Origin of the sequence: Lactiplantibacillus brownii (genome assembly GCF_031085375.1) — a bacterium.
GTDB lineage: Bacteria > Bacillota > Bacilli > Lactobacillales > Lactobacillaceae > Lactiplantibacillus > Lactiplantibacillus brownii.
The window spans coordinates 459,862-482,717 of sequence record NZ_JAVCWF010000001.1 but is presented as its reverse complement, the minus strand read 5'-3'; the positions used below and the strand labels follow the sequence as shown (position 1 = coordinate 482,717).

The following is a 22,856-nucleotide window of genomic DNA, read 5'->3' as shown; positions in this document are numbered from 1 at the left end:
TCATGTGCTGAATATCTTAACGACGTTTTGATACCTATCAACCAGAAGTCCTGATGGTTAGTGGCTTTTCAAATAATTACAGTCCTCATCATCCTTACACGTTTACGTTAAGTCAACTTGCTAACTTTCTTCAATAGATGGGACGCCTGACGACCATATTTTGCGTTTAGCGCCTGCTATTAAGCGATTCATCTAGAACATCTTTCAAAATCAGCCGTTACGAGAACCGAAAATTCATCATTATTACATGTCAGCTTAAAATATCCCCAAATCACGATTTTCGTAACATAGCCTTGAATTGGTTAAGACCAATTGGAACCGCTTGACCATGCCGTTCAGTACAACTATTAATAAACTAACCTGACAAGCGCAGTGTTACGGATATTTCAGTTTTTTAACAAACCCAACACAATCCCGGCCTATTTTTAAAACACCTGTTACTTTCCTGTAATAGTCATCCGTTAGACTCTAAGGCGTTGATTAAGAAGGCAAAAATTACTTTAGACTTGCGTTTGACACTAATCGGTTTACACACTTATAGGAGTGACTATTTTGAAAAAATTCATGAGTACCATTATTACGACTTCAGCCGCAACCATGGGATTATTATTAGCCGGTGCAGTAACTGCTAACGCCGACTCAACTTATACGGTTAAAGCAGGCGATTGCGTTTGGGCAATCGCACAACAATATCATAGCAGCATTAACACAATCGAATCAGCCAACCATATCCAAGGCCATTTGATCTTACCAGGACAACAATTAGCTATTCCTGGGGCCAATGACACCACGTCAACGAGCACCCCAGCAGCAACGACTTCAACACCAGTGGCACAAACACAAACGACCACTAGTCAAGCGGCAGCTTCAACACCAGCGGCGCAACCAGCTACTAGCCAAGCTACTCAATCAGCACCAACGACAGCTGGCTCAAGCTATACTGGTAGTAACTTACAAAGCTATGTTTTAGGCCAAATGTCAGCACGGACCGGCGTTTCAGCGGCAACTTGGAATCACATCATCACGCGTGAATCTAACTGGCAACCATCTGTACGTAACAGTAGCAGTGGGGCCTATGGTTTATTCCAAAACATGCACATTAATGGTGGTTCCGTTGAAGAACAAGTCAATGCGGCTGTTAACCTTTACCGGGTTCAAGGCATGCAAGCTTGGGCACTCTAAACCACACAGTCTAATTGATCAACATAAAGCACATTGCCGATTTTGGCAATGTGCTTTTTAGTGTCTAACTTTTTAATTTACTAAAGATGTGACCGTCAGTTCATCTTGCATGGCCGTTGTCGCAGCAATTCGGCCAAAGGTAAAGATATCAGCCAAGGAGTTACCACCAAGCCGATTACCCGCATGAATGCCGCCAGCCACTTCGCCAGCTGCATACAAGCCGTCAATGATGGCGCCTTGTTTATTCAACACGTGTGCACCAGTATCAATCTTTAAGCCACCCATGGTATGATGGGTCGCCGGTTTTCTTGGCGTGGCGTAGAACGGTGCCACTGCAACTTTGAGATCAAAGGCATTTTTATGAAATTCTGGATCTTCACCAGCATCCACATACGAATTATAATCAGTCACCGTTTTGATCAATACGGCTGGGTCCATGTTGAGCTGTTTAGCTAAGGCTGACAAACTAGGCGCTCTGAACAAGGTTCCGGCAGCAACTTGTTGATCAATTTTGGCCTGAGTCGTATTGTAAGCCGTTGCTTTAATGGCATCATCCGCAATCAGATAGAACAAGTTGCCGTTATCAATCGCCGCTTGGGTTAACTCATCTCGACTACCGTATTCATTGACAAAACGTTTACCAGCTTGATTGACCATCACATAATTCTGCGGTGGCACTTGGAGGCCACTAAACAGTTCGCCCGTCTCAGGATCTGAAACTGGCATCATTTGTGAAAAGCCCATGCCAACTAAGTCCGCGCCAACGCTCGTTCCCAACCGAATCCCATCACCAGTCATAGCTGGCGAGTTCGTCGTCTTAATATCGTCATCAATCGCCGTCCAATAGGTATTGTATTGTTGCAGCATCTTAGTATTGGCGGCAAAACCACCGGCGGCTAAGATCACTGCCTTGGCATGCACGATGATTTTTTCATGTTTAGGACCATCCGCAATCAAGCCATCGACTTTGCCATTGGTAGTCGTCAACGATTTGACAGCCGTTTCAGTCATGATCCGGCCGCCGTGGGTCGTCACATACGGTTGTAGTGCTTGAATATAAGCAAAGCCAAGGTCACCCATTGGTTTATGACCACGGCGCCAAATCGCCCCAACTGGCATCGTCACTTGTGATTGATCAAACCTGACCCCAATTTTTTCTAGCCATTTTACGGAATCCAAAGCATGATCCGTCAATTCTTTGACCAAGTCATATTGACCGTAGATTTTCGTCCCGTTGAGGTCAGTACGTTTCCCACCTAAATAAGTTTGGATTCGGTGCAACAAGGTTGAATCAAATAAATACCCGCGTTGATCCGCATTTTCGGTTAAATAACCCTTAATTTGCGTCTTTAATGCTCGAAAATCAGCTAAATATTCAGGGTCAATCGTGGTCTCGTCAATCGCCGCAATTTCTTTTAAAGTGTGTTTTTCACCGGGAATTGCGTCAAATTGATGCTGCCAATCAGGGTCCGCAGCGTTCATGGGGCCTCCGGCGCGTACCGTATTGCCACCGACTGCGGGGAACTTTTCGAGTACTAACACATTACGACCCGCTTGTAACACTCTGGCGGCGGCCGTTAACCCGGCACCACCCGCACCAACAACCACCACATCCGTCGTAATATCTATCACATTCTGTTGTGGCTTCGTTTGCGGTTGCGCCCGCTTCTTCAAATCATCGGGATTAGCGCCGGCTTGTTTGACTGCTTGTGCGACCCCATCAATGACACCATGACTCGTGATGGAAGCTCCGGAAATCGCGTCGACGGCCAAAGTCTGCCCATCAATAATGGCTTGTGGGATACGTTTGAAAGCCACATCCGCAATCCCTTTTGTTTCACTCTTGGTATCAATTTTGATCGACTCGATCCGATCAGCTGATAAAGTTACGGCCATGGGTAGATCACCGTTATGGCCGGTCGCGGTCACATCGTAAGTCCCTGGTTGATAGCTAACCGCTGTCGGTGCGGCCATGGCAGCCACTAGGTCAGCAAACTTCATGAATTTTGCAAAACAACTCTCTAAGAAATCAATCGTCCCGGCTGACTTTAACTGACCGGTAGCGTCAAAGGCCGTTTGGGCACGGCCAAGTAGGAACTCTGACCCTGGCATGACGCTCGCATTGACCCCTGGTGCATCCAAGACTTGGCGTAAATGTAATTGTGCTCGCGACGACCCTTGAACGCTGTATGACGCGCCCACGATCATCACCGGTTTACCATCTAACGGATGTAATTTGAACGATAACCATTCGATGAGACTTTTTAGCGCTGACGGAATTGAATGATTATGTTCCGGTGTCGCAATGATGACGCCATCCGCCGCCGTGATTTTCGTGACAAAATTTTGAATTACTGGACTTTGTGACTGGTCAATAGATTCATCAAACATGGGAACATCCGTCAGTTCCAGGATTTCAATCTCAGCTTTCGCCGCAAAATGTTGTTGCATAAATTTTAATAGGGTCCGATTATAGGACTTTTTAGCATTCGTACCCACGATTCCGATAAACTTCATTAGAAATCCCTCCCATCAGTCACTTGGCTCCAAGAAAATTGTTGATTTTTCTCGACAAACTTATTTTCTGGCGTTATTTTCGCCGTCAACGCCACAAAGGCCAAAAATGCGGTGAAATCACTGTCTAGCTCGGCCACTTTTTCAGCATCTTTCAGCTGACCGGCTTTATCAAAAGCTTGTAGTGAATGACCCAACAAGTAGTCCACGTTCGGCATGACTAAGGCTTTTAATTCTGGTGCCTCTAAGATCTGACGCAAATGGGCTTGTGCACGCGAGGTGCCTAACGCACCATTCGAAGCCCCCACAATCAGGACGGGCTTACTAATCAAAGGCCGTGTTGTGTATGATAACCACTCGATAGCACTTTTGAGTACCGCCGGAATGGAATGATCATATTCTGGTGTGGCAAAGATCACTCCATCCGCAGCCTTGATCTGATCAGATAGTGCTTGAATCGACGCCGGTGCAGTACGGTCTTCTGGTTCATTGAATGCCGGTAAGCCCGCGATTTCAGCAACTTCAATCGTGGCCTTAGAAGCATAGCGTTGGCGCATATATTGTAACAATTGACGATTGGTTGATGCCGTAGCATTCGTGCCAACAATTCCGACTAATTTCATTTATAAAACATCCTCTCAATGGGCCACTCATATTATGCTAAAATATAAGTGATTTTATCCGTTTCATTCTGGGGTAACTCGCACAACCTTTAAACGTTGTACGAGACCAGTTAATAGCCTTAGTTTAGGCGTAAAGCATTTGCTTGTGAAATATTTATTTAACTATCACGTCATAACCAAATGGCTATCACGGTTGGGAGGAATTTGATTGCCTAAAACTGATTCAACTAACATGTTGCAATTTCTGGATGTTTTATTAAAGCACGGTAATTTTACGCGAGCGGCGAAAGACTTGTATATTTCACAACCCTACTTAACCCAAACCATCAAAAGTGTTGAACACGAGCTAGGTGTCACAATTATTGATCGCGAAGCCGCCCCTTTAAAACTCACGCCAGCCGGGCGATTATACTATCAATACTTAACGACTTTAGAAAGTCAAAAAGACCGATTTCATCAACAAATCAGTCAATTTACCACCCCGGCACAACAGACGATTCGCCTTGGAATTCTTTCAAGTCTAGGTTATTACTTACTGCCTTTATTTTTACCGACTTATCTACAAGTCCACCCAGAGGTAAAGATCAAGTTAACCGAAGACATTTCAACCCGCAACGAGCAACGGCTTTTGCATGGCGACCTAGATTTCTTAGTCGGCCAGAATCCTGAGACGGTCGCTCCTGGACTAACCATTCACGACCGTGGCAAAGATGGCTATTATGCAGTAATTCCTAAAACTTCTAAATACTATCATCCCCAACAGGCCTACATTAATCCGGGGACGGTAGCGATAGCGGACTTACTGCATGAACCTTTGATTTTGTCACCACGTGGGTCGTCGATTCGGCGACAAGTCGACTATTTATTACAAAAATATCACGTTGCCCCGCAGATTGTGATTGAAAGCACGAACACCTTCACCATTGCCAAATTAGCTGAAAAAGGACTGGGGATTACTTTTCTCCCCGATAGTGTCACCGTTCGTCCTGATCCAGAAAATTATAATCTTTATCCCCTACCAGCGAGCTTATTGTCTTTGAACTATTTCATCGCTTTCCCAAGTAATCAGACCCTAGGCCAAAACGAACAAGACTTGGTCACCATTTTCTTGACCAGTTTGGAAGCCAGCTTAGCTGAAATCGCTTCGTTATCACCTGAATAGCCTAAAAAAGAGCCTGGCATTTTTGCCAGACTCAATATTTTTTTAATGACTTAAATTACATATTTTCAGGTTCATGTGGGACACGTTTCCAAAAGTCCGGTTTGTTGGTCTGCCGAGCTCTCGCAATGCCCATTTCATGGAACTTAATATCATCGGTAATGGTTGAACCGGCCGCGATAAAGGAATGATCCGCCACTTCAACTGGCGCAATAATATTAGAATTACTGCCAACAAAGGCCGAATCACCAACATTGGTATGGTGCTTATTAACCCCGTCATAGTTGACGAAAACAACACCACAGCCGACATTGATATCTTTGCCTAAAGTGGCATCACCAACATAAGTTAAATGTCCCACCTTAGTCCGCGCGCCAATCTGGGCTTTCTTCACTTCCACAAAGTTGCCTAAGTGAACGTGTTCGCCAATCTCAGCTTGTGGCCGCAAATGACTGTATGGTCCAATATTGCTATCCGCATGCATAATTGAATCTTCCAAGAAGGAAGCCGTGACCGTGACCCGATCTTCAATCGTCATGTCATGAATTTCAGAATGGGCGCCAATGAAGCAATCTTCACCGATTGTTGTCTTACCTTTGATCAAAACACCTGGTTCAATCACGGTATCCGCACCAATTTTGACGCCAGCATCAATGTAAGTTGCTGCTGGGTCAACGATTGAAACGCCATCTGCCATGTGCGCTTCATTGATCCGTTTTTGCATGACTTTCGTTGCTTGGGCTAAGGCTGAACGCGTGTTAACTCCCATGGATTCGTCAAAATCTGACATCCGATAGGCCGCCACGATATCGCCTTGATCCTTCATGATCTGAATCACATCAGTCAAATAATACTCGCCTTGCGCGTTATCGTTAGTGACCTGATGTAAGGCCGCAAACAACTTTTGGTTATCGAAACAATAAACCCCTGTGTTGATTTCATGGATTTCTTGTTCTTCTTTAGTCGCGTCTTTTTGTTCCACAATTTTTTCAACGATGCCCAAATGATTACGAACCACCCGGCCATAGCCTTGTGGGTCTGGTGCTTCGGACGTTAAAACCGTTCCGGCTGCTTTTTTAGCTTGATGGTATTCAAATAGTTCTTGGAACGTTTCAGCGCGGAATAATGGCGTGTCGCCACTGACGATTAGCGTCATGCCGGCTTCATTCTTGAGAAGTGGTTCCGCCTGTAAAATGGCGTGTCCCGTTCCTAATTGTTCCGTTTGGACCGCATATTGCGTCCGGTCACCTAACGCCGCTTCAACGTCTTTAGCGCCATGGCCCACAATGGTCACGATGTTATCCATCTTGGTTGCTTCAACCTGGGTCAACACGTGGTCGACCATGGATTTGCCACAAACTTGATGCAGTACTTTGACTAACTTGGATTTCATCCGGGTCCCTTTACCGGCGGCCATGATGATTGCATTTTTGGTTGTCATTAAAAATTTCTCCTTAGTCTTCAGATAACTTAACTATACCAAAAAATTGGTATAGTTAACATGGTCCTATTAAACTTCGGCACCAAAAACCGTTTCAAGATAGTTTCCAGGCACCACCTTAATGGCTTTTTCACTATCGTTGACATTCGTAACCCGCAACAATGATGTATAGTCATCAATTAACCGGTTACCAGTAAAGGCGGCTTCCGCAAACACGGTGATCCCAATCAAGTTCGCATCAAATTCTTCAATCAGTGTCTTCATCCCATTGATAGTTCCGCCACCCTTCATGAAGTCGTCCACGATTAAAACATTGGCGCCTTCAGTCAAGCTACGTTTAGAAAGTTCCATCTTCTTAATGCGTTCAGATGACCCTGACACATAATTAACACTAACTGTTGAGCCTTCAGTAATTTTTGAATCATTCCGAACAATGACAAACGGCACATTCAAGTAAGTGGCAACACTTTGCGCAATCGGAATTCCTTTCGTTGCGACCGTCATCACCGCGTCAATCTTTTGGTTCAAGTATTGCGTGGCAATCACCCGACCCACTTGGCGCAAGATTTCTGGTTGGCCTAGAATATCTGAAAGATAGACGTAGCCCCCAGGTAACACGCGACTCTTATCGGCTACTTTTGCCGTCATGGCATCAATAAAGGTTTGTGCTTCTTCCTTTAAAATATAAGGAATAAAACGAGCACCCCCGGCAGCTCCCGGAATCGTTTCCAAAATCCCAGTGCCACGCATTTGGAAGGTGCGCTTCAAAATCGTCAAGTCTTCACTAATGGAAGATTTCGCCGATTCATAGCGCTTTGCAAAAAACGTTAGTGAAACTAACGTATGGGGTCTTTCTAATAAATAACGCGTCATATCGATTAAACGTTCGCTTCTACGTACTTTCATGTTTCCACCTCAACCTAAATCATCTTTTTTAAAGTCCATGCAAAATGATAACACAAACGTTCGGGAATTAGGTAGTCTTTTAGCATATTTTTACGAAACAATCGGAATTTCTTAATCATTTTGAGAAAATCATGAATTTATGCGGAACTTATACCGGAATTTGAGAACAATAAAAGCACTAATCGAATTTGATTAGTGCTAAGCAGGTAAAATTCATTAATATTTAAATAGTTTGAAATCTAGCGGATTGAAAAATAAATGAGTTAAGTTTGCCACTCTGGTTGGTCCGTCACCGGCTGGAACGTGGTGGCCACATTTGTGAGCCAATGACAGACCGCCCGACGTTAAACTGTAATCCTTTTTTGATACAAAGCTAATTTTGAACGTTATTATTGAGACCAGCTAACGTGTTCTAAAATCAATCTAATTGCCCCCACACCTTAAATGTTCAGATATGAGCAGTAGCATTCAGAAACCTCAAGACCCGGTTCCTTGGCTTAAAATCAATCATAAACATTGCCACTATTTAACGCAGGTTGGACTGGCCTGATGCTCAGTGGTGAAATTTTTCTTAGTTGGTGACTTTCCGGCTTAGAAAAAGCACGGCTTGTGAGACCGTCCTATGGCTCACAAACGCGCCACCACGTTCCAGCGTCAAGCCAGTCCAACCGAAGTGGCAACACAAATCAACACAAATCCGACACAATTTAACTACCGACGCGTAGCCGTTGATACCCTAAGGCTGCGATATAGAATAGACACTCGATAGACGCAATGAAGAAACTGACTGGTAAATTGGTGACATAGCTGAGATACAGGCCAAGCCAAACCCCAACTAAGGCAAATCCAATCGACAAACCAATCATTTTGCTGACGGTATGCACGAAATATCGTGCAGCCGCCGCCGGTAAAGTTAGCAGGATGAAAATTAATAATGACCCCACGATTTGTGCCGCGACACTGACACTCATCGCAACTAGGACTAAGAAGATCACTGAAATACCAGTCGTCCATAAGCCACTAACTTTGGCACCAATCGCGTCAAACGAATCAAATTTTAAAGGCCGATATAAGCCAAGCATCGCTAATAACACAATGCCGGATAACACCGCGACCCGAATCACATCCGCATGCGCAATCCCAATGACACTCCCAAATAGAATACTCGTTGCATAACTCGACGTTTGATTGGATAGTGAGAGGAACAGAATTCCTAACCCAATAAATAACGCTGAAATCGCCGAAATTGACGCCTCACGTCGGGACTGTTTAACACTCATCTGCCCCACGATCACGGAACTAACAACGGTAAAAATCAGCATCCCCGTTAAAGCGGTCCAACCCATAAAGATCCCAAAGGCGGCCCCGGCAAAGCCAATTTCAGACAACGTGTGTGTCAAGAATGACAGATTCCGCGCAATCACGAAAACCCCAATTGTCCCACAAATAATGGCAATGAAGGTTCCGGCTAAATACGCATTTTGCATAAAGGCTAAACTAAACATTGCTAACCCCCTTCAGCTGATCGACCGACATGCCCGCCATGTCGCCAAACTGCTGCTGACCAGGTCGTAACGCTAGAAAATGTTTCGCGTACTGCTTAGCTAAAGGTAAGTCATGCGTGACGAAAAAGACCGTAATATTGCTGGTTTGATTAAGATTCTGTACGAGATCTAGTAATTCGTACTTCATTTCATTATCTAAACTAGCGGTGGATTCATCCAAAATCAATAACTGTGGTTGTTGGACAATGGCTTGGGCCAAATAGGCGCGTTGCTTTTCGCCACCGGAAGCCATTCCCAATGGCCGTTGCTTGATCTTTTTAATGTTTGTGACCGCCATCGCCGTTTGGACTTGGCGATGTTCCGCCTTAGTCAGCCATGGCAACCAGCCCCGAATGTTTAAACCGACAAAATCTTCCACGGTCAAAGGATATTCTTGATCTAAATTTCTAAATTGTGGGACATAGCCAATTTTAATGGCCTTTTTGCTAGGAAAATAGCTAATTCGACCAGCAGATGGTTTAACTAACCCCAGCAAAGCCCGAATCAGGGTGGTTTTCCCAACCCCATTTTCGCCAATGACTGTTAAAAAGTCACCTTGTTCAATATTAAAACTCAAATCCTTGAAAACCTGATTATTGGGAAAAGTAATCCCTAAGTGTTGAACGGCAATTAAGGGTTCCGTCATATGTCTGCCCCCATCTCTCTTAAATAAAGTAAATAGTAATGATTACTATTTTAGTTTACCGGAAATGTGAATTTTGTCAATAGGACAACAAAAAGGCGTGCCAAAGTCAGCACGCGTGGTCGAGCTTACTCTGCCACCGGTGCAAGCGTTGCCACCAAGCGGTTTAATTGTTGTTGATAATTTAAAAATAAACCAGTAAACTTACCATCACTCTTGGCATCCCAAGGTTTGGGTGTGCCACAGTAATGTAAGATGACCGTCTGGGCCATAACCCAGTGAATATCATGTTCTGTCAACGTTCTCGTCTGATAAACCAAGTATTTCCGAGTATCATAATTCCAAATTTCTTCTGGGATTTCTAAAATGTCATTTCCATACAGGAAGTTCAGAATATCTTGATCCGGTAAAATCAGTGTGGCACTGTAGGTTTCGATTGCAGCGGTAATATCCGCCAGCTTGATTTTGTCCCGCGCTTGGGCAACATCGATCACTAACACGCCGGAATTGAAGTAACTGGTCGTCGTGCCCAAACGTAGCTGGTTCACATTATCGACTAGCTTTGTCACACCACGATGGGCCGCAGCCGCTAACATTTTCCCCTGTAGATCCAATTCCCACAATGGCCGAATCGCATTGATCACCAAAATATCCGGGTCCAAATAAATCACGCGTTTAACCGTGGTTGGCAAAATCTGACCACATAATAATCGAAAATACATTTCTTGAGGGTAGCGCTCAATCAATGGCGTTTGGTCCTTAAATGCTGTCGTCACTTGCTCATTATGCAACTGCCACCCGAATTGAGTCGTCAATTGTTGGACCTCAGCGACCTGTGCTGGCGTCATACTGGCGTGTACCAGCCAAATATTAAACTTCTCCGTTGGATTGTTGGTCCGTAACGACCAGAGCATCACTTTCAGTGGCAGTAAATACCCCGCATTCAAAGTTACTAGCACGTTAATTTCATCAGCCATCTTCTGACACCTCAGTTAACTTAGTTTAGCCCCGCTTGTTCAGTTAAAAATTCATTGATTACTGCTTGATACCGATCCGGATGAGTCCGAATCGCTTGAACATGCGCCGCCTCTGGATCAATATATAAACCCTTTTGTTGTGGTAAAGCTTCATATAATTGATGCGCATTGCGAACTGGAACCGTCTGATCCTTTGACCCGTGGATCATCAGAATCGGTAAGCCACTGGCTGCGACTTGTTTTAAGATATGACCATCCGTAAACGCATAACCAGCGCTACTGCGCGCAATTTGGTTCGCCATCGGCATTATTGGATAGGCTGGCAAGTGATATTTATGCGTTAAGCGAAACTTAGCTTCATCGTACAAGTCAGCATAACCGCTATCTTCCACAATCGCTTTGACATTATTCGGTAGTGGCTCACCACTCGTCGCCATCACAGTAGCTGCACCCATTGAAATTCCCATTAAGACGATTGCTAAATCTGGCCCTAACTCGTCCAACGCCATGCTGATCCACCGTTCATAATCTAGCCGATCCAACCAGCCATAGCCAATCGTGTGGCCTTCACTATCGCCAAAAGCTCGCGCATCCGGCATTAAAACATCATAACCAAGGCTCATAAAAATCCGTGCATACGGGATCATTTGCTCACGCGAATGGCCCAAACCGTGTGCCAAAATAGCCAAGCGCCCCATTGCATGGGGGTTAGGAATATACGTCGCCACCAAATTAAGGCCATCAAACGCTTGCACGAGCCATTGTTGCTTGGGCTGTTTGCTGTACCAAAAATTCTCGATTTCCGTGTTTTCAGAACGGGATAGCGCTTGACCCCGCTGCTTCTGCTCATCACTCACATGCATCGCAAAATTATACGCCACCATACCGCCAAGTAACGAACCAGCATAGGTCGTTGCACCAACGACCCCAGCTAGTTTCAAGCCCATTTTAGTTGTCGATTTCATCATAACCACCTCATTTCTCTTTTAATTTAACCATAAAATCGCTTACTTGTGCATAATTTACCATTATTCTTCACGAATAGCCATGCCGAACTGAAAAACTTGCAAGCAAATTTAGTGCAACTTACTACTGCATCGTTGCTACGATAATCCGTTCTATTTGCCGCTCCGGTTGGTCTGGACTGATGCTGGAACGTGGTGGCCACGTTTGTGAGCCAAAAAAGACCACTAATTTGTATTAGCAGTCTGTCATCATTTAACTTATTTAGTTGTTCTCAAACCAGACAATCAATTGCCTGTATCGCGTGTTGCCTACCGATCCGTCAAATTGACTGGCCGAACCAAATAGACTTCCTTGCAAAAACCCTTTAGCGAATTATAAACACGTTGCGCACGTGATTGTTTCCGACAAACACCAAAAACAGTCGGTCCAGTGCCACTCATCTGCGCCGCATCCGCACCAAAAGTCAGCAATTGCTGTTTGATCTGCGTAATTTCTGGATAACGTTTAGCCGTAATGGTCTCCAAAACGTTTCCCATATTTGGAAAAATTTCATTCGGTTGTTGATGCTGAATGCCGGCTAAAAGACCGTCAATATTCGGATGCGCCGTCAATTGACGATAATCAACTTGTCGTAAAATGTTTGGCGTGGACACACTGATCTTCGGCTTCGCCAACACGATCCACATTGGTGGCAACTTCGTTAGTGGCCGGACGAGCTCGCCCTTCCCCGTCACATGTGCTGTTTGACTATAAACACAATAAGGCACATCCGAATCAATCTTGAGACCAAGTTTTGCCAAGGTTGCTAGGTCCAAGTTCAATTCCCATAGACGATTTAAGCCACGCAAAACCGCGGCAGCATCGGAAGAACCACCGCCTAACCCGGCTGCTACTGGAATAGCCTTTTTAATTTTAATCCGGACGCCCGAATGGATATGATAGTGTCGTTTTAGCAAACTAACTGCTTGAAATGCTAAATTGCGGCGATCGTTCGGCAAAAAGCCACTATCTGTTGCGACCTCAATGCGATTTGTCCGCAACGTTTCAATCTGAACGTAGTCGGCCAAATCCACGGAAGTCATGACCATATTCCATTCTTTATCCCCGTTTTGATGTTCAAACAAGGTATCCAGCCCTAAATTAATTTTGGCTGGCGCTTTTTCCACGATCTGCACGCGTCTCACCCTCTTTTATGACCGCGATGTCTTGGGTCGTTTTCACTTTGACTATAATTATACTAATTAAAGGCCAAAATAAAAAGACCTTGCTGGGGGTCTTAATATTGAGAGTTCGCACATGGCGAATTAAGCTTCAGTTGTTTCGTCTTCAAAGGCGATTTGAACGTTTTTCGTTAACACATCCGTGTAACTGTATGAGACCCGTTCAAATGCGTTTTCCTGTTGGTCTAAATCAACGACAAACACAGAACGGTACGTTTCTTTTAAGATACCATGACGTTCAGTGGTCTTCTTACGGCCCGCTTGGGCAACAACCTTCATACGTTGTCCGATGCGAGCGTCAAGCTTATCTTTAATTGCAGCTAGTGAAATTGGCATTCAGAAACCTCCTCATGTGAAACAACTATACTAGCTTTTCATAGAAAAGTCAATATTATATCACAAGGTTTTCCAATGTGCAACAATTTTATAAGTCTATCGATATTAGATTAATTTTTCATGGTGTAACGCATCGGTCAAGGTAATAAATTCATCGACCGAGAGCCGTTCTGCGCGAATTTTTGGATCGATTCCAGCCGCGTCAAGCGCCATCTGAATGGCATTTTTCGTTTCTGGCAACTTGCCAAAAAGACTTTGCATATTATTCCATAAATTCTTTCGCCGATGAGCAAAACCCGCTTTAACAACCTTAAAGAAAGCTCCTTCATCGAATGGCACATGGACCCGTGTCGGTAGGGCAGTTAACTTAACAATCGCTGAATCCACGTTCGGTGCCGGCACAAAAACTGTCCGTGGCACGATCATGGCAAGTTCAGCAGCCATGCGATATTGCACCGCAATCGTCAATGCGCCATAGGCTTTGGTGCCTGGTTCTGCCGCTAAACGATCTGCAACTTCCTTTTGCATCATAACAACGATATTTTCAAACTTGATTGGTCCGGATAAAACGCCCATTAAAATTGGCGTCGTAATGTAATAAGGCAAATTGGCAACTAACTTTAGTGGATGATCCGCATCTAAATGCTCAGCAATCATCGCTGGTAAGTCGGTCTTCAAGATATCCTGATTAATCACTTCCACGTTGTCGTAGTCAGCCAAGGTTTCATCCAAGATTGGCAACAACCGGTCATCAATTTCAAATGCTAAAACTTGATGGGCAACGCGGGCCAAATATTCTGTCAGCGCGCCAATTCCGGGACCAATTTCAATCACATTATCATTTTGACTAATATCGGCTGTGAACACAATATTGTGCAACACGTTTTGATCGGTTAAAAAGTTTTGGCCGAGACTTTTCTTAACTCTCAAACCATATGAATTCATAATCGCCTGGGTACGAGCGGGATTTGCAATATCAATTTCTTTACTCATTTTTTCTCCTCAAGGTTGATTTGGTCGACCGCCTGCCAGAAATCGGCCGGTTGGACTTGGAATAGTTGGAGCCGTTTTGGTAATTGTTTCCCATTGACATAACCAATTTTCAGCACTTCGCCGAGCTTCTCACGGCGTTGACGTGCAGCAGGACCTGCCAACAGCCCAGCCTTGATCAGATCTGATTGACTAATCAAAGTCGTTGGCTCACTCAGATTTTCAGTATATAAGTGCGCTAAAGCTGTCCGAATAGCGTCAGGACTGGCATGTTCTACGCCTAAACTGCCCCCCGCTTTCGTTGGCACACCTGCTTTGCGGGGCAAAAAGGCATGTTTGACACCGGGCACGGCCGCAGAAATAATCCGTCGAATCCGTTCACCAGAAAAGTCAGGATCGGTGAAAACGATGACGCCACGCGACGCCTGTAATTTTTTGATTTGCCCCACCGTTTCATCACTAACGGCTGAGCCGTTGGTTTCAATCGTATCGGCATTGACTGCCAAGGCTAACCGTTTAGTGTCGTCCTTACCTTCAACGACGATAACTTCTTTAATCTTCTTCAATCTTGAATAAGTCCTCTGCATTTTGATAAGTTTGAGCGGCAATTTCGTCGGCGGGCGTTTCACGTAACTTGGCGACGGCCTCAACGACATACCGAGTAAAACCTGGTTCATTTTGTTTGCCACGATAAGGTTCTGGCGTTAAATAAGGCGCATCCGTTTCAACCATTAAGCTCTCCGCTGGGGTTTGTTTAACAGCATCATGGACTTCATCCGCATGTTTAAAGGAGGCTACCCCGCTATAGGAGATGTGCATGCCGAGATCTAAGAAACGTTTCAGCCATTCAGGATCACCGTTAAAACTATGCATGACACCGCCAGTATCACGGATATCGGCAGCTTTTAAAATCTTGTAAGTATCCTCAAAGGCATCCCGATTATGCACTGAAATTGGTAGTTGCATGTCTTTGGCTATTGCGACTTGACGCGCAAACACTTGCCGTTGTCGCTCACGTGGCGAGGTGTCCCAGTGATAATCGAGCCCAATTTCGCCTAATGCGACTACCTTGGGGTGTTGCAGTTGTTTGATCAACAATTTTTCAGCGGCGGTATCATAATTTTTGGAATCTTCTGGATGCCAGCCAACGATAGCGACCAATTCTGGATAAGTTTCCGCTAATTTAATGGCGTCCGCATTCAACTGAGTGTTAGAACCCACAATTGCCATCCGGACAACGTCCAAAGCCTTCGCCTGCGCTAAATATTTTGGAACATCGTTAATAAACGCTTCATCATTTAAATGGGTATGGGAATCAAAAATTCGCACGACCGTAACCCCTTTTCAATTTTGACATTCAATTTGTAATCATAGTTGATTTTAACATGTTGCGCAAGTGAGACCAAAAAATGAACGTAAAAAAAGGATGCCGAAAACCTCTCAAAACAAAAGACGTTCTTGCCATCCTAATTACTGCCTACTGAAATGACTCTGCGACAAGTGCCATTTCCTATTTCAGCAGCTTAAACTGTGTAAAGCACTCAAAAAATTTCTTTTCCCACCGATTTGCCCCAATCATATTCCTCGGAATCGTTCTCCTGCCAATATGTGTCCAAATCAAAGCCCGCAAATCGTTGCATTAACGATTGCGCTGGCATGATAACAATTTTACCGTCTTCAATTGACACTCGAACTGGTGTGTTAATCGGCTCATCGATGCCCACTTCTTTCAAGAGGGACTTTGGCAATCTAATACCTTGCGAATGACCTAACTTAACAATTTTTGTCGTGACCATATCTCTTCACCTCATTCAGAACTCTGCTTGCAGGGTCGTCATAAACATGGCATGAGTATACACCCCTGACCGAACTTTTCCTAACGATTCAATGATCAATTACGCAAAACAAGGGCAATCACTTTTACTATTCAGAATTTTTCCAACAAAAAAATCGTCATCCAAAATGGACAACGACATCAAACTACTTCTTATGAAATTAAGGACCCATTTGGCAAGTTATCAGGGACGGTGATCAATTGAACTTCATCACCATGTTCCGCTGATAATAACATGCCTTGACTCAATTGGCCCATCATCTTGCGGGGCTTCAAGTTACCCACAATAATTACTTTCTTACCAATTAACTCTTCTGGTTCTGGATACCACTTCGCGATTCCTGAAAGAATCTGTCGATGATCTTCATCCCCAGCGTCCAAACGGAATTGCAATAGCTTACTACTGCCCTTCATTTTTTGAACGGTCACCACTTCGGCAACCTTGAGTTCAACTTTTTCAAAGACCATTTCTGGCTTCGTCAAATTCAACTTCGTTTCAGCTGGATTCCAATCGCCTTCAATGGCTGCTTCGTGCTTGGCAACTTCAGCTTTAGCGGCAGCGGCCATCGCAGAGCGGCCCTTCTTCTTGTCTGATTGGGTCATTTGACCCTTCAAAAAGTCGACTTCTTTTGCCATGTCTAACCGTGGAAAAATCGGTGTTCCCTTTGCAACGACTTGCTTACCGGCTGGTAAATCACTGAGCTTCAAGTCGATCAATGACAAGCTTTCGGGATCCAAACCTAATTGCGTAAAGATTTCTTTTGGTGCATGAGTCATTACCGGGCTAATCAAACTGCCAATAACCCGTAAGCTAGCAGCTAAATGTGCCATGACACTGGCTAGTTTTTCAGTATCCGCCGCATCGTCACTCTTAGCTAACTGCCAAGGCGCGGTTTCGTCGATATACTTGTTAGTCCGGCTGACCAACTTCCAGATTTCGCTTAACGCATCGGAAAGATGCAACTTGTCCATCCAGTCGTTGTAATTAGTGATCGTTTCAGCGGCCGTTTGTTCTAGGTCAGCATCAAATTCGGTCACCCCTGCCTTAAATTCAGGCAACTTACCGGCTTCATATTTATTGATCATGGCAACAGTCCGGTTCAACAAGTTCCCCAGATCATTGGCCAAATCATAGTTTACTTTAGCCACAAAATCTTCAGGCGTAAATGACCCATCATTCCCATAAGGCATTGCCTTGATCAGATAATAACGTAGCGCATCCAAGCCATAATGTTCAACGATCGTTTCAGGATAAATGACGTTGCCTTTGGATTTGGACATTTTATCGTCACTCATGAGTAACCAACCATGGCCGAAGACCGTTTCTGGTAATTCTAAGCCTAATGCGTGCAAGAAAATTGGCCAGTAAATCGTATGGAACCGCACGATTTCTTTGCCGACCATTTGTACGTTAGCAGGCCAGTATTTCTTGAACAATTGGTCATCGCCATCGGTCGCGTAACCCAATGCCGTGATATAGTTCATCAAAGCATCCAGCCAAACATAAACGACATGCTTAGGATCCGTCTTAACTGGAACGCCCCAAGTAAAGCTTGTCCGGGTGACAGCTAAGTCTTCCAAACCAGGCTTGATAAAGTTATTGACCATTTCATTCATCCGGTTGGCTGGTTGAATAAAGTTAGGATGTGTTTGGTAGTAATTCAACAACCAATCCGCATACTTACTCATCTTAAAGAAGTAAGATTGCTCCTTCACGAGTTCAACTTTATGCCCACTAGGTGCCGTTCCGCCAATCATTTTACCATTTTCATCACGGTCGACTTGGGCTAGTTGCGTTTCGGTGAAGTATTCTTCATCATCAACCGAATACCAGCCTTCATAGTCACCAAGGTAAATATCGCCTTGCTTCAACAAGCGGTCAAAAATAACTTGTACCGCATGTTCATGATAATCATCAGTCGTCCGAATAAATTTATCATTCGAAATTTCCAATAATTTCCAGAGCGCTTTGATATCTTTAGCCATGCCATCGACATAGCTCTTAGGATCAGTGTGTAGTTTTTCTGCTTTTTCTTCAATTTTTAAGCCGTGTTCATCCGTCCCAGTCAAGAAAAAGACATCGTAACCCATGGCGCGTTTGTAGCGTGCCAATGTATCACACGCAATCGTGGTATATGAGTTACCGATGTGTAATTTACCGGAGGGGTAATAAATCGGCGTCGTAATATAATAAGTTGGTTTTGTGTCTGCCATGACTTTAATTCCCTTCAAACATGTTATTAAGTCGCTATTAACGTGTTGTGCTAGCTAAACTTTCCGCCTGCCGGTTGGGGCCTAAAACGCTGGAACGCCATGGGCCATTTTTAAGCCAAAAAGCGGTCTTCAAAACTGGCCTTTGTCTAAGTCCGGGAAAAATCACCCGAACTAAGACAAATCTCATGGCTGAGCATTTTAGTCCCCAACCTCTCGGCTAAATGCCGGATTCCTGTGACACGTTGTGACTACCAAATAATCAGTCATTTAACGCCGGGCGGGCCAGAATTGGCTCAGTGGTGTCGTTTATCTTAGTTGCGGTTTTTGCGACTTAGATAAAGCCCGGCTTGTGAGACCGCCATTTGGCTCACAAACGTGGCCACCACGTTCCAGCCGATTCTGGACCAACCAGAGTGGTTAGGAACCATTTAGCTAACATAAAACATTAGGATTAACATTTTTAGTTAGATTCTTTTTCATTGTATCATACTTCCGCCGTTGCTTAGGAAACGGTTAGAATAAATCCAGTTGCTGTGGTCCGAGGTCGCCAAACGAAACCCCTAATAAGGTCTTTAACGCCAAGGCGTTGTCCGCTGCGTCGCCCCCAGAATTATTATTAAAAATCACACAGATTTCCTTCACTTTAGGCTGAAGTTGTTCAATAGTCGTTTTAAATTCGGCTAACTCAGTGGCATTGTACCGATAAAGGGTCCGTTGACTACGCCAGTTTTTGCCTTTAGCTGACCAGCCTTGCTGGTTGCGACCATGCAGCCGCATTATGGCCAGGTTGGGATTCGTGACGACCGGTTCAAAACTCACACCGTCATTCATCGCATGGGGTTCATCAACCATGACATGCACGATTCCCAGGTCTTTGAGAAAATCAAAGACTGAATCCTTCACGCCTGGCTCATACCAGCTTTGGTTACGAAATTCAACCGCAATAGGCAGTCCCGGTAACCACTGTACGACCCGTTGTAAGTAATGAAAATTACGGGTTGAGCGTTCAAAAAATGGTGGAAATTGAAATAAGATGGCTTTCAATTGATGATGCTGAGTCAACGGCTTCAGCATCGCGCGGTACTCCTTGTAGGCCGTCTTTAAAGCGTCCATCGACACCCCATCTTCATAAGTATCGTGTAAGGTCATCGTTTGATTGGCCTTTAAAATGAATTGAAACTTTTCTGGGACTGCCTTTTGCCATTTGGCAACGGTACTCGGTTTTGGAATCCCATAAAATGGCGTATCAACTTCAACAACCGGCAACACGCCCGAATATTCCGTCAACGTGAGCTTATCCGTTCCCCCAAGTAAACTGGGGTGTTCCGTCCAAGTGGTTAAGCCAATTGTAATCATATCAAACTGTCACCCCTTCAAAAAAGTCAACGGCATTCGCCTGCACCATTTCAAATTCAAATGGCAACTGTAACGGTTCTTCATTGATGACCATCACTTTTGCCGCCGAATTCCGATAATCAATCAAACCAGCAAACGGATAGACCCGAAATGACGTGCCGCAAATGACGACCAGATCAGCCTGCCGCAACAGTTTCAACGACCGGTCAACATTCTGCTGCGCAATGCCTTCATCATAAAGCACCACCTTGGGCCGCAAATAGCCCTGGTCTGTGTTGTGATATGGCGCCTTCAAGTAATCTTGAAACGGCACGTCTTGCCCACATTTTGTACAATAAATCTGATAAAGGTTCCCATGAAATTCAACGAGATTTTTAGTCCCAGCCATCTGATATAAATTATCAATATTTTGGGTAATCACCCCAGCACGGCCTTGTTGTGTCAACGCCGCCATCTTTTGATGAATCACATTGGGTTTGGCATCAGGATAATACAAATTTTCTTTTAAATAATGATAAAAGCCTTCCGGGTCACTTGCCAAATAAGCATGACTTAAATAATATTCCGCATTGTGATGACCCGTATACAGGCCATTTTTAGACCGATAATCTGGAATCCCTGAGGGCGTTGAAACCCCAGCCCCCGTCATAAAAACAATGTGTTGCGCTGTTTGTAACGCTTCTTGTGCAGTCGTCACTTTCAAGGCCCCCCTTGAGTCGACTTACCGCAACGTAAAGGGTAAGTCTAAGTCCGTAAATAATTCTTTGACCGTTTTGCCATATAATTCTTTGAAAAATTCGTCACTCTTTTTTTGCGCTGGTGCTGGCACGACAAACGCATTTTGGCGGTCACCTTTGTTCAATCCAATGTAAGCCCGCGTATTTTTAGTCTTATCAAGCATGTCAGAATGATACACATCAAATAATTGGCGCACTTCGAGCCGTAATTGGTGCTCACTAAAGACGGACTGCATCGTGACAAACTCACTACCATGCAACAATGGCAGTTCCCACAAGGCCATCTGTTCATCAAACGCCTTGAATAATTTCACGACGGCCCGTCGCATGGCAAATGGCGTATCTACGGCTTTCTCTGTAATCACCGTATAAAGTTTTTGCGCCGCTGCCCAAGACTTCGGAAAGTCCGCGGTAACTTTTGCCAACAGATCGGCAGTCAAATCACCATGAAAGAAGACGAGTAGATCGGTCAACGTGAGTAATCGTAGCGTCATCATCGCATCGGTTTGTTGTGGCTTTTCAGGATCAATCGTGGCATAGATACCTTTAAAATATAAGGTTTCAATCTGGTCATCAATCAGCGCATGTTCACGCTGCTTTTTGACGACCAAGACATGCGCGACAGCATCGTATAATTCCATCGCAATCGCCATCAATTGTTCGTCAAGTTGCTGATTCCGCGTCGTCAAATTAAACGTGATTTGCGGAAATCCTTGTAATAGCAATAATAGGTGCAACATTTCATGTGAAGCCGTATAGTTTGGCGCGGTGACATCCGCCACATGAATGTCGATATTCCCGGCATGCATCACTTGATTAGCTTGGTCATGACGCACATACCCGGCCTCATCATGTCCAAATGAAACGGTCACGTTGCCTGGATAAAGCGAGTTGGTTGTACCGAGTAAGTCCGTTAAAGTTTGCGTTAATTTAGGTTCAGTCATCAGTTTCTTCCTTTGTTTGTCGTAATTTTTTAATTAAATGTTGCGTCGTTGCGAGGTCTTGTTGTGGGGCTTGTTCCAATTGCTGCAAGACGATTGGTAATTCGGTGGCCGTCGCACCGGCCGCTAAAGCTAAAGACTTCAGTTGTAAATGCATGTGACCTTGTTGAATCCCGGTCGTAACCAATGCTCGTAAGGCCGCTAAGTTCTGAGCTAGACCAAGCGCAACCATCACTTTGGCTAATTCTGGTGCCGTTTGTAGGCCCAGAATACGTTGGTTCAATTGAGCGAGCGCGTTAATTTTAATCGAGCCACCAACAATCCCCACCGGTAATGGCAACGTGATGGTCCCCGTCAACGTCTGCCCATCCGTGGTCCAAGTGCTTACGCCCCGATATTGACCATCGCGAGCCGCATAAGCATGAATGCCACTTTCAAGCGCACGCCAATCATTGCCGGTCGCAATGGCTAACGCATCAATGCCATTCATGATGCCCTTATTATGAGTCGCTGCGCGATATGGATCAATCTGGGCAACGGTACTAGCTGAGGCGATTTTCTGCGCCACTAGTTTGCCAGCATACCGACCAGCCTGCAAGAGACTGACCGGTAACTCACAGGTCGCTTGGACTAAACTGGCAGTGGCGTAATTGGATAAAATGCTCATCAACGCGTTCGTTTTCGTTAAGACGCCGACTGATTTCGCAACAGCTTCCAGCATACTATTGAGCATGTTGGCCCCCATTGCGGCCTGCACATCTACAAACAAATCAATCGACAAGTAACCTTGACCAAGGTCTCGTGTGCGCAACCGGCGCGCACCACCACCGCGCTTTTTCAAACTTGGATGGGCCGCATCGGCTACCACTAACAAGTCGGCTTGATGAGCCATGATGATTTCAGCGGTTTTAGCTGGATCAGCCAATTGCTCCAAAACAATTTGACCCACCATTTCTCGTTTGGTGAGCTTCGTGGTGAATCCACCAGCGCGCTTCACAATCTTAGCGCCATTGCTGGCCGCAGCAATCACGGAAGGTTCTTCTGTGACCATTGGCACGATATAAGGGTGATCATCCACCACAAAATTGACCGCTAACCCCATCGGCAATGGGTAATCTGTCAGATAATTCTCAATAATTTCACTGTGTTGCGGTAAATAGTATTGCTTAAACAAAGCCGTTTCTGCAGTCGAGAGCTGCGCTTGTTCGGCAACAATTGCCGTCCGTTCGGCCCATGATTTTTGATAAAAATGGCGAAAATCAGCCGTCATATA

The 22,856-nt window shown here is 44.8% G+C and carries 21 protein-coding genes; 2 read left to right on the top strand and 19 right to left on the bottom strand.

All coding sequences use genetic code 11. The features are described 5' to 3' along the window. The first annotated feature begins 552 nt into the window (after positions 1–552). Positions 553–1,182, top strand: a complete 630-nt coding sequence (locus RA086_RS01905) for a LysM peptidoglycan-binding domain-containing protein (protein ID WP_308702241.1) — start codon at positions 553–555, stop codon at positions 1,180–1,182. A gap of 72 nt (positions 1,183–1,254) precedes the next feature. On the opposite strand, the gene RA086_RS01900 is transcribed toward RA086_RS01905, so the two are convergent. After that, positions 1,255–3,699: a flavocytochrome c gene (locus RA086_RS01900; protein ID WP_308702240.1), complete on the bottom strand. Its 2,445-nt coding sequence runs from the start codon at positions 3,697–3,699 to the stop codon at positions 1,255–1,257. Then, entirely contained in the window at positions 3,699–4,319 is a 621-nt protein-coding gene (locus RA086_RS01895; RefSeq protein WP_308702239.1) for an NADPH-dependent FMN reductase, read from the bottom strand. The genes RA086_RS01900 and RA086_RS01895 overlap by 1 nt, the downstream gene beginning before the upstream one ends. A 208-nt stretch (positions 4,320–4,527) precedes the next feature. Here RA086_RS01895 and RA086_RS01890 point away from each other — a divergent pair, with 208 nt between their 5' ends. Continuing rightward, a complete protein-coding gene (locus RA086_RS01890; RefSeq protein WP_308702238.1) occupies positions 4,528–5,481 on the top strand; it encodes a LysR family transcriptional regulator in 954 nt (317 codons plus the stop codon). Positions 5,482–5,536: 55 nt separating this feature from the next. On the opposite strand, the gene glmU is transcribed toward RA086_RS01890, so the two are convergent. The 17 genes from glmU to RA086_RS01805 form a co-directional block, all read right to left on the bottom strand. Next, positions 5,537–6,919, bottom strand: a complete 1,383-nt coding sequence (gene glmU, locus RA086_RS01885; protein ID WP_308702237.1) for a bifunctional UDP-N-acetylglucosamine diphosphorylase/glucosamine-1-phosphate N-acetyltransferase GlmU — start codon at positions 6,917–6,919, stop codon at positions 5,537–5,539. A gap of 69 nt (positions 6,920–6,988) precedes the next feature. Next, the gene (gene purR, locus RA086_RS01880) at positions 6,989–7,825 is read right to left on the bottom strand and encodes a pur operon repressor (protein ID WP_308702236.1); all 837 of its coding nucleotides are present in this window, start codon (positions 7,823–7,825) and stop codon (positions 6,989–6,991) included. 707 nt (positions 7,826–8,532) lie between these two features. Next, positions 8,533–9,330 carry a metal ABC transporter permease gene (locus RA086_RS01875; RefSeq protein ID WP_308702235.1) on the bottom strand — a complete coding sequence of 266 codons (798 nt, stop codon included), beginning with the start codon at positions 9,328–9,330 and terminating at the stop codon, positions 8,533–8,535. Further along, positions 9,323–10,015: a metal ABC transporter ATP-binding protein gene (locus tag RA086_RS01870; protein WP_308702234.1), complete on the bottom strand. Its 693-nt coding sequence runs from the start codon at positions 10,013–10,015 to the stop codon at positions 9,323–9,325. Before RA086_RS01870 ends, RA086_RS01875 begins: the two co-directional genes overlap by 8 nt. 125 nt (positions 10,016–10,140) lie before the next feature. Next, positions 10,141–10,989 (bottom strand): glycosyltransferase family 8 protein, encoded by an 849-nt coding sequence (locus tag RA086_RS01865; RefSeq protein WP_308702233.1) that lies wholly within the window; start codon positions 10,987–10,989, stop codon positions 10,141–10,143. Between the two features lie 20 nt (positions 10,990–11,009). Next, complete coding sequence (locus RA086_RS01860) at positions 11,010–11,954, bottom strand: alpha/beta hydrolase (RefSeq protein WP_407659080.1); 945 nt, start codon at positions 11,952–11,954, stop codon at positions 11,010–11,012. Between the two features lie 309 nt (positions 11,955–12,263). Continuing rightward, complete coding sequence (gene ispE, locus RA086_RS01855) at positions 12,264–13,130, bottom strand: 4-(cytidine 5'-diphospho)-2-C-methyl-D-erythritol kinase (RefSeq protein WP_308702231.1); 867 nt, start codon at positions 13,128–13,130, stop codon at positions 12,264–12,266. A 129-nt stretch (positions 13,131–13,259) separates the two neighbouring features. Next, complete coding sequence (locus tag RA086_RS01850) at positions 13,260–13,511, bottom strand: Veg family protein (protein ID WP_137607841.1); 252 nt, start codon at positions 13,509–13,511, stop codon at positions 13,260–13,262. A gap of 105 nt (positions 13,512–13,616) precedes the next feature. Further along, positions 13,617–14,504 (bottom strand): 16S rRNA (adenine(1518)-N(6)/adenine(1519)-N(6))-dimethyltransferase RsmA, encoded by an 888-nt coding sequence (gene rsmA, locus RA086_RS01845; protein WP_308702230.1) that lies wholly within the window; start codon positions 14,502–14,504, stop codon positions 13,617–13,619. Next, on the bottom strand, positions 14,501–15,067 hold the full coding sequence (rnmV, locus tag RA086_RS01840; protein ID WP_308702229.1) for a ribonuclease M5: 567 nt from the start codon (positions 15,065–15,067) through the stop codon (positions 14,501–14,503). The genes rsmA and rnmV overlap by 4 nt, the downstream gene beginning before the upstream one ends. After that, positions 15,054–15,830: a TatD family hydrolase gene (locus RA086_RS01835; RefSeq protein WP_308702228.1), complete on the bottom strand. Its 777-nt coding sequence runs from the start codon at positions 15,828–15,830 to the stop codon at positions 15,054–15,056. The genes rnmV and RA086_RS01835 overlap by 14 nt, the downstream gene beginning before the upstream one ends. Positions 15,831–16,042: 212 nt before the next feature. Then, the gene (locus tag RA086_RS01830) at positions 16,043–16,297 is read right to left on the bottom strand and encodes an AbrB/MazE/SpoVT family DNA-binding domain-containing protein (protein ID WP_308702227.1); all 255 of its coding nucleotides are present in this window, start codon (positions 16,295–16,297) and stop codon (positions 16,043–16,045) included. A gap of 191 nt (positions 16,298–16,488) precedes the next feature. Then, complete coding sequence (gene metG, locus RA086_RS01825) at positions 16,489–18,549, bottom strand: methionine--tRNA ligase (RefSeq protein ID WP_308702226.1); 2,061 nt, start codon at positions 18,547–18,549, stop codon at positions 16,489–16,491. 513 nt (positions 18,550–19,062) lie between these two features. Further along, positions 19,063–19,905 (bottom strand): DUF72 domain-containing protein, encoded by an 843-nt coding sequence (locus RA086_RS01820; protein ID WP_308702225.1) that lies wholly within the window; start codon positions 19,903–19,905, stop codon positions 19,063–19,065. 1 nt (position 19,906) lies between these two features. Next, positions 19,907–20,608, bottom strand: a complete 702-nt coding sequence (locus tag RA086_RS01815) for an NAD-dependent protein deacylase (protein ID WP_407659044.1) — start codon at positions 20,606–20,608, stop codon at positions 19,907–19,909. An 18-nt stretch (positions 20,609–20,626) separates the two neighbouring features. Further along, positions 20,627–21,586, bottom strand: a complete 960-nt coding sequence (locus RA086_RS01810; RefSeq protein WP_308702224.1) for an IpaB/EvcA family protein — start codon at positions 21,584–21,586, stop codon at positions 20,627–20,629. Continuing rightward, complete coding sequence (locus RA086_RS01805; protein WP_308702223.1) at positions 21,579–22,853, bottom strand: hydroxymethylglutaryl-CoA reductase, degradative; 1,275 nt, start codon at positions 22,851–22,853, stop codon at positions 21,579–21,581. The genes RA086_RS01810 and RA086_RS01805 overlap by 8 nt, the downstream gene beginning before the upstream one ends. Between the last annotated feature and the right edge of the window lie 3 nt (positions 22,854–22,856).

Coding starts and splice junctions, on each gene's coding strand:
- RA086_RS01830 (WP_308702227.1), bottom strand. CDS start 16,297: ATGGTCACGACAAAAATTGTTAAGTTAGGTCATTCGCAAGGTATTAGA.
- RA086_RS01810 (WP_308702224.1), bottom strand. CDS start 21,586: ATGACTGAACCTAAATTAACGCAAACTTTAACGGACTTACTCGGTACA.
- RA086_RS01895 (WP_308702239.1), bottom strand. CDS start 4,319: ATGAAATTAGTCGGAATTGTTGGCACGAATGCTACGGCATCAACCAAT.
- RA086_RS01900 (WP_308702240.1), bottom strand. CDS start 3,699: ATGAAGTTTATCGGAATCGTGGGTACGAATGCTAAAAAGTCCTATAAT.
- RA086_RS01850 (WP_137607841.1), bottom strand. CDS start 13,511: ATGCCAATTTCACTAGCTGCAATTAAAGATAAGCTTGACGCTCGCATC.
- RA086_RS01805 (WP_308702223.1), bottom strand. CDS start 22,853: ATGACGGCTGATTTTCGCCATTTTTATCAAAAATCATGGGCCGAACGG.
- RA086_RS01875 (WP_308702235.1), bottom strand. CDS start 9,330: ATGTTTAGTTTAGCCTTTATGCAAAATGCGTATTTAGCCGGAACCTTC.
- glmU (WP_308702237.1), bottom strand. CDS start 6,919: ATGACAACCAAAAATGCAATCATCATGGCCGCCGGTAAAGGGACCCGG.
- RA086_RS01860 (WP_407659080.1), bottom strand. CDS start 11,954: ATGAAATCGACAACTAAAATGGGCTTGAAACTAGCTGGGGTCGTTGGT.
- purR (WP_308702236.1), bottom strand. CDS start 7,825: ATGAAAGTACGTAGAAGCGAACGTTTAATCGATATGACGCGTTATTTA.
- RA086_RS01865 (WP_308702233.1), bottom strand. CDS start 10,989: ATGGCTGATGAAATTAACGTGCTAGTAACTTTGAATGCGGGGTATTTA.
- metG (WP_308702226.1), bottom strand. CDS start 18,549: ATGGCAGACACAAAACCAACTTATTATATTACGACGCCGATTTATTAC.
- RA086_RS01820 (WP_308702225.1), bottom strand. CDS start 19,905: ATGATTACAATTGGCTTAACCACTTGGACGGAACACCCCAGTTTACTT.
- rsmA (WP_308702230.1), bottom strand. CDS start 14,504: ATGAGTAAAGAAATTGATATTGCAAATCCCGCTCGTACCCAGGCGATT.
- RA086_RS01870 (WP_308702234.1), bottom strand. CDS start 10,015: ATGACGGAACCCTTAATTGCCGTTCAACACTTAGGGATTACTTTTCCC.